Source organism: Aeromonas molluscorum, from assembly GCF_051376105.1.
In the GTDB taxonomy this organism is placed as follows: Bacteria; Pseudomonadota; Gammaproteobacteria; order Enterobacterales; family Aeromonadaceae; genus Aeromonas; species Aeromonas molluscorum.
Genome location: NZ_JBPQCY010000002.1, coordinates 666,437 through 672,500, shown reverse-complemented (window position 1 = coordinate 672,500; position 6,064 = coordinate 666,437). Strand labels below are relative to the sequence as shown.

4 protein-coding genes are annotated in these 6,064 nt (G+C 57.2%); 2 read left to right on the top strand and 2 right to left on the bottom strand.

Features of this window, described 5'->3' with window-relative positions:
- Window positions 1-235: 235 nt before the first annotated feature.
- Window positions 236-3,103 carry an RNA polymerase-associated protein RapA gene (gene rapA, locus ACSMDR_RS13730; protein WP_436468609.1) on the top strand — a complete coding sequence of 956 codons (2,868 nt, stop codon included), beginning with the start codon at window positions 236-238 and terminating at the stop codon, window positions 3,101-3,103.
- A gap of 120 nt (window positions 3,104-3,223) precedes the next feature.
- Window positions 3,224-3,880 carry a bifunctional tRNA pseudouridine(32) synthase/23S rRNA pseudouridine(746) synthase RluA gene (gene rluA, locus ACSMDR_RS13725; protein WP_436468608.1) on the top strand — a complete coding sequence of 219 codons (657 nt, stop codon included), beginning with the start codon at window positions 3,224-3,226 and terminating at the stop codon, window positions 3,878-3,880.
- 69 nt (window positions 3,881-3,949) lie between these two features.
- Here rluA and ACSMDR_RS13720 read toward each other — a convergent pair whose 3' ends face one another.
- Complete coding sequence (locus tag ACSMDR_RS13720; protein ID WP_005901673.1) at window positions 3,950-4,132, bottom strand: hypothetical protein; 183 nt, start codon at window positions 4,130-4,132, stop codon at window positions 3,950-3,952.
- 60 nt (window positions 4,133-4,192) lie between these two features.
- Window positions 4,193-6,010, bottom strand: coding sequence for a putative bifunctional diguanylate cyclase/phosphodiesterase (locus ACSMDR_RS13715; RefSeq protein WP_436469325.1), 1,818 nt, complete (start codon window positions 6,008-6,010; stop codon window positions 4,193-4,195).
- Window positions 6,011-6,064: the final 54 nt, after the last annotated feature.

The window sequence follows — 6,064 nt, the reverse complement described above, 5'->3', positions numbered from 1 at the left end:
GGGCTAAATGACATAAATATGACACTTCGAGTTCGTTCGCTGTTAAAAGCAGCAAAACCCTCAATTATTGAGCATGACCGCGGCAAACAGCCTCTTGTCCGGGTTAAATGGACTCTGTTGCTATCCATCAGCCCCCCGGCAAGGCCAGCTACTATAACCATGGTGATAGTGCTTACGCCTTCGGGTAATATAGCGCCCCTTTGTTGTGACACACTCTTGGGCTTTGGAGAGTTTAATGCCTTTTGCACTTGGCCAGCGTTGGATTAGTGATACCGAGACGGATCTGGGATTGGGTACTGTAGTGGCTGTCGAAGGCCGTATGGTGACCATGTTGTTCCCGGCTACCGGTGAAAACCGCATGTATGCCAAAGAAGAGGCCCCCGTGACCCGGGTCAGCTTCAATGTAGGCGATCAGATTGCCAGCCACGAGGACTGGACCCTGACCGTCGACGAAGTGCAGGAAAAGGATGGCCTCCTTATATATGTAGGCACACGCACCGATACCGGTGAGCCTGTGGCACTCAAGGAAGTGTTTCTCAGTAACTTTATCAAGTTCAACAAGCCGCAGGAGCGGCTGTTCGCCGGTCAGATAGACCGCATGTCCCGCTTTACCCTGCGCTATGAAGCGCTCAACAATCAGCACAAGCGCCGTCGCAATCCGACCCGTGGCCTGGCCGGGGGGCGAGTCAGCCTGATCCCGCACCAGCTTTATATTGCTCATGAAGTGGGCCACCGCTATGCCCCGCGCGTTCTGCTCGCCGATGAAGTCGGCCTGGGCAAGACCATAGAAGCCGGGATGATCATCCATCAGCAGCTGCTCTCCGGCCGTGCCCAACGGGTGCTCATCTTGTTGCCTGAAACACTGCAGCATCAGTGGCTGGTCGAGATGCTGCGCCGCTTCAATTTGCACTTCTCTCTGTTTGACGAGGAGCGCTGCATTGAGGCCTTCGCCGATGCGGAAAACCCATTCGAGACCGAACAGCTGGTGATCTGCAGCCTGGACTTCCTGCGCAAGAAGCGCCGCCGCTTTGAACAGGTGCTGGAGGCTGAGTGGGATCTGCTGGTCGTCGATGAGGCGCACCATCTGGAGTGGAGCAGCGATGCCCCGAGCCGAGCCTATGAAATGGTTGAAGCCCTGGCCGAACAGGTACCGGGCGTGCTGCTGCTGACCGCCACCCCGGATCAGCTGGGCCATCAAAGCCACTTCGCCCGGCTACGCTTGCTCGATCCTGAGCGCTTCTACGACTACGAGGCTTTCTTGGCAGAGGAGCAGGCTTATGGCCAGGTCGCAGCCGCCGCCCAAGCGCTGCTCACTGGCGAGCCCTTGAGCGATGACGCACAACAGCTCCTTGCCAATCAGCTCGAAGGGCTGGATTTGAGCGACAGCAAAGCGCGTCAGCAGGCGGTCAGCACGCTGCTCGACCAGCATGGCACTGGCCGGGTGCTGTTTCGCAACAGCCGAGCCAATATCCAGGGCTTCCCCGAGCGCCATCTCAACGTCTACCCCATGCCGCTGCCGGATCAGTACAAGACAGCCATCAAGGTAATGAGCATGATGGGTGGTAACGGCGGCGATCTGCAGGCTCGCGCCTTGCGTTATCTTTACCCCGAGAAGATCTACCAGCAGTTCGAGGGCGATAGCGCCAGCTGGACCCAGTTTGACCCCCGCATCACCTGGTTGCTGGAGCTGCTGCTCGGTGCCCGCCAGCAGAAAGTCTTGGTGATCTGCTCCGAAGCTTCCACAGCCCTCGCTCTGGAAGAGGCGCTGCGCACCCGCGAAGGGATACGTGCCACTGTGTTCCACGAGGGCATGTCCATTCTGGAGCGCGATCAGGCATCAGCTTATTTCGCCCAACAAGATGGCGGCGCCCAAGTGCTGATCTGCTCCGAGATAGGCTCGGAGGGGCGCAACTTCCAGTTTGCAGGTCACTTGGTACTATTTGATCTGCCGCTGAACCCGGACTTGCTGGAGCAACGTATTGGTCGCCTCGACCGTATCGGTCAGCAAAACACGGTCGAAATCCATGTTCCCTATCTGGAAGGCAGCGCCCAGCTAGCCCTGTTGCGCTGGTATCACGATGGCATGGATGCGTTCGAGCAGACCTGCCCCACCGCACGCCCCGTGTTCGAGGAGGTCCGCGATCAGTTGTTCGAGCTATTGGCCGCCAACAGCGGTGAACAAGCCGAGCTCGACGAGCTGCTGACCCGGACCCGGGCACTCCACGAGCCACTCAAGGCTCGTCTGGAACAAGGACGCGATCGTCTGCTGGAGATCCACTCCAGCGGGGGTGACGCAGCCCAACAACTGGCCGACAAGCTGGCCGCAGAGGATGGCGACACCGCCATGATCTCCTTTGCCCTCAAGATGTTCGATGAGATAGGCGTCAATCAGGACGATCGCGGTGAGAACGCCCTGGTGCTGACGCCGGGTGATCATATGCTGGTCTCCAGCTTCCCTGGCCTGCCCAATGACGGCATGACAGTCACCTTTGACAGGGATACCGCCCTGTCTAGAGACGATATGTTCTTCCTCTCCTGGGATCACCCCATCCTGCGGGGCGGTATCGATCTGATTCTGGGGTCGGAGATAGGTGCAACCTCGGTCGCGCTGCTCAAGAACAAGGCACTCCCCGTAGGCTCCATCTTGCTGGAGCTCATCTTTGTGGCCGAATCTGCCGCACATTCCCAGCTCTACCGCTTCATGCCACCGACGCCGATCCGGCTATTGATGGACAAGAACGGACAGAATCTGGGAGAAAAAGTGGCGTTTGATGCCTTCAATCGCCAACTGACCCCAGTCAACCGCCACCTGGGGAGCAAGCTGGTGACCGCCTCGCAACCGGTGATCCACGGTCTGATCGGCAAGGGACAAGCCATTGCCGAACAACTGAAAATGAGTATCGTCGACGAGGCTCGTGGCCAAATGGCGCAGACGCTGCAACAGGATCTGGACAGGCTCGAAGCACTCAAGGCCATCAACCCGAACGTGCGCGACAGTGAGCTCGACTATCTGCGTGACCTGCAAGCCGAGCTGCATCACTTGATAGACCAGACCCAGCTCAAACTGGATGCCATCCGCTTTATCGTGGTGACCCATAACTAACAAGATACTGAAGTCGACGCGGCCAGCCCCAGCTCAAGCTGGATGCCATGCACTTTAGTATCGTGGTGACCCATAACTGTTGGGGACTAGTCCCCACCTTAACCTTTGATGCGAGACGCTATGTTCGAATATTGCCCTCCCCTGGAGCCCTGGCTCGATATCCTGTTCAAGGATAAAGACATCATGGTGGTCAACAAGCCGACCGGCCTGCTCAGCGTGCCAGGGCGTGGCCCAGAAAACGAAGACAGTGTCTTGCACCGGGTGAAGCAGCAACACCCCAAGGCAGCCGCGGCTCATCGCCTCGACATGTCTACCACGGGTGTATTGGTGATCCCTCTCAATCCCAATGCCCATCGCGAGTTAAGCAGGCAGTTTCGCGAGCGGGAGACCGAGAAGCACTATCTTGCCTGGGTGTGGGGTGAACCCTTGACCAGCTCGGGTCAGGTAGATCTGCCGCTGTGCGTGGACTGGCCCAACCGTCCCAAGCAAAAGGTAGATTTTGAGGAGGGACGCCATGCGTTGACCCTGTGGGAGAAGCTGAAAGTGGAAAACGGCAACAGCTTGATCAAGCTGATGCCCATCACTGGCCGATCCCATCAATTGCGGGTACACATGCTGGAGCTGGGGCACCCCATATTGGGAGACAACCTCTATGCCCACCCCGAGGCTCTCGCTGCGGCGCCCCACCTTTACCTGCATGCGGCCATGCTGACCATCAGCCATCCGCGCAGCGGGGAGCGGATGACGTTTGAAGCACCAGCGCCATTCGCCGGTTAATCTGCATCAGGCAAGCGCCAGAACGAAAAAGCCTCGGTCCACAGACCGAGGCTTTTTTATTGCTTGGCATCATACGTGAATATTGATGTTGCTACCCAGGGTACTGCCAGCTGTGCTCTTGGGTGCCTGTGCCGATTCGGCGGCTCCCTGCAACAAGGCCAGGGCGGTTTGCCCCTCTTGGGTTTGTTGCTTCTTCGCGAGGCTGGCGACCATGAGGGCACTGCCATAAGATGTTGAACCAGATATTTCCATTTGCATTCCTCCTGCCCTATGGCTATCGGCCATGCTGGCAGAACCATGAGTCTTAATGGTTTAGCTGTTACAGGCTCTACTTGGCACCTTGCCATCCAACCAGCGTTCCTCCATCTCAAGCAGTGTCTGGTACACCGCCTCCGCCTGCGCCGGACGGCTGAACAGATAACCCTGACCATAAAGATGGATGTCGGTCAGTCCGCGCAACACATCGAGCTGAGCCTGAGTTTCAATTCCCTCACATACGAGTGTCTTGCCAAGCATGGACCCCAGTCGGCAAATGTTGGCAACCAGCTCCGAGGCCTCAGTGGAGGTGTCGATCCCCTGGATAAAGGATCTGTCGATCTTCACCTTGTTCACTGGCAGCTTCTGCAGATAACTGAGCGAGGAGTAACCTGTCCCAAAATCATCCAGCGCCAGCTGTACCCCTTGCTGACTGAGATCCTGCATCAATTGCAGTGAATTTTTCACCTCGCGCATTGTGGTGTCTTCCGTCACTTCCAGCACCAGATGAGGGGCAGAAATGTGATGTTCCATCAGAGCCTTGGCGACCAGCTTGAGCAGGCTGCGCTGATACATACCGGGGGAGATATTGACACACATCTGCAGGTCAAGAAGACCCAGTTGCTGCCACTGGTAAAGCTGAGCACAGGCGGTATTGAGTACCCACCCCCCCAGTTTCTCAGACAACTGGAACTCCTCGGCCACCTGGATCAACTCGTTGGGCGGAATGAAGCCCAGTTCAGGATGACGCCAGCGCAGCAGAGCCTCGACGGCTTCACAGCGTCCGGTTTCCAAATTGATGATGGGCTGATAGTAAAGTTCGAGGGCATTGCGTTCGAGCGCCACCACCATGTCGGAGGCAAGGTGTTTGCGCCGCGCCGTCTCGTTTTGCAGTGACTTGTCATAGATGACATAAGGCACATGGGTTTTGCGGCTGTGGAACAGCGCCTGCTCGGCTCGGCTAAGCAGGTCCTGAGTCTCCTCGCTGTCCATGGGGTAGAAGGCGATGCCAATCCCCACTTCCAGCCGAAACGGATAGTGATCCAGGGGGATATCCTGTTTCACTGCATGCAAGACGCGAGCGACCAGCTCACGTACCTGTTTGAGATCGCTGCTGTCCTTCTGGATGATGGCGAATTGATCCCCCACCAGTCGTGCAACCCATTCACTGTCATTACAAAGCGTATCGAGCCGTCGAGCCAGCTCTTGCAACAGCAGATCGCCGATGTTATAGCCAAACTTGCTGTTGATATCGCGAAACTCGTTGATATCGATCAGCACCAGGCCAAAGGGCTGCTCCCGGGTGACGCACTCCTCCATCTGTTCCAGTAGCGCGAGGCGATTGGAGAGTGCGGTGAGTGGGTCAAGGCGAGCCTCCCGATAGTGCCGCCTCCCCTCGCGGATCAGCAACACACTGAGCATGATCACCGATACCAGCAAGCCACTGACCATGAGCAGCAGAGAGTTGCGCAAAGTACCGAAACGCTGGTCGTTACTGGTGTATACCTTGATGTTTTGTTGCATCACGGAGGCAAGGGAGTAGGAGAGCGGTTCTTGCAGAGGCGAGAGCCGCATCATGATTTGCTGATAGTCGCCACTGCCGCTCTTGAGGGCCAGGATGCGAGGTTCCAGCTCGCGAATAGTGCTCTCGATGAGTTGCACCAGACGCAAGGCTTTCTGCTTGTCGTACAGACTCTCGCGCAGTTGCCCACTCAGCAATACCGGGGTGCGGCTCCACAAAATGTCATAGCGCAGCATCAGGGTGTCGTGGTCTATGCCGCCATAGTGATAGAGCTCGACCGAGTTGAGGAAACGCCCTAGCTCCAGCTGTAACTGCATCAAGGCCCAGGAGACGTCGTAGGTGTACTTCTCCATGACCCGAGTCGCATTCTGGATCTGCACCAGGCAATAGAGGGTGCTCCCCGTGAA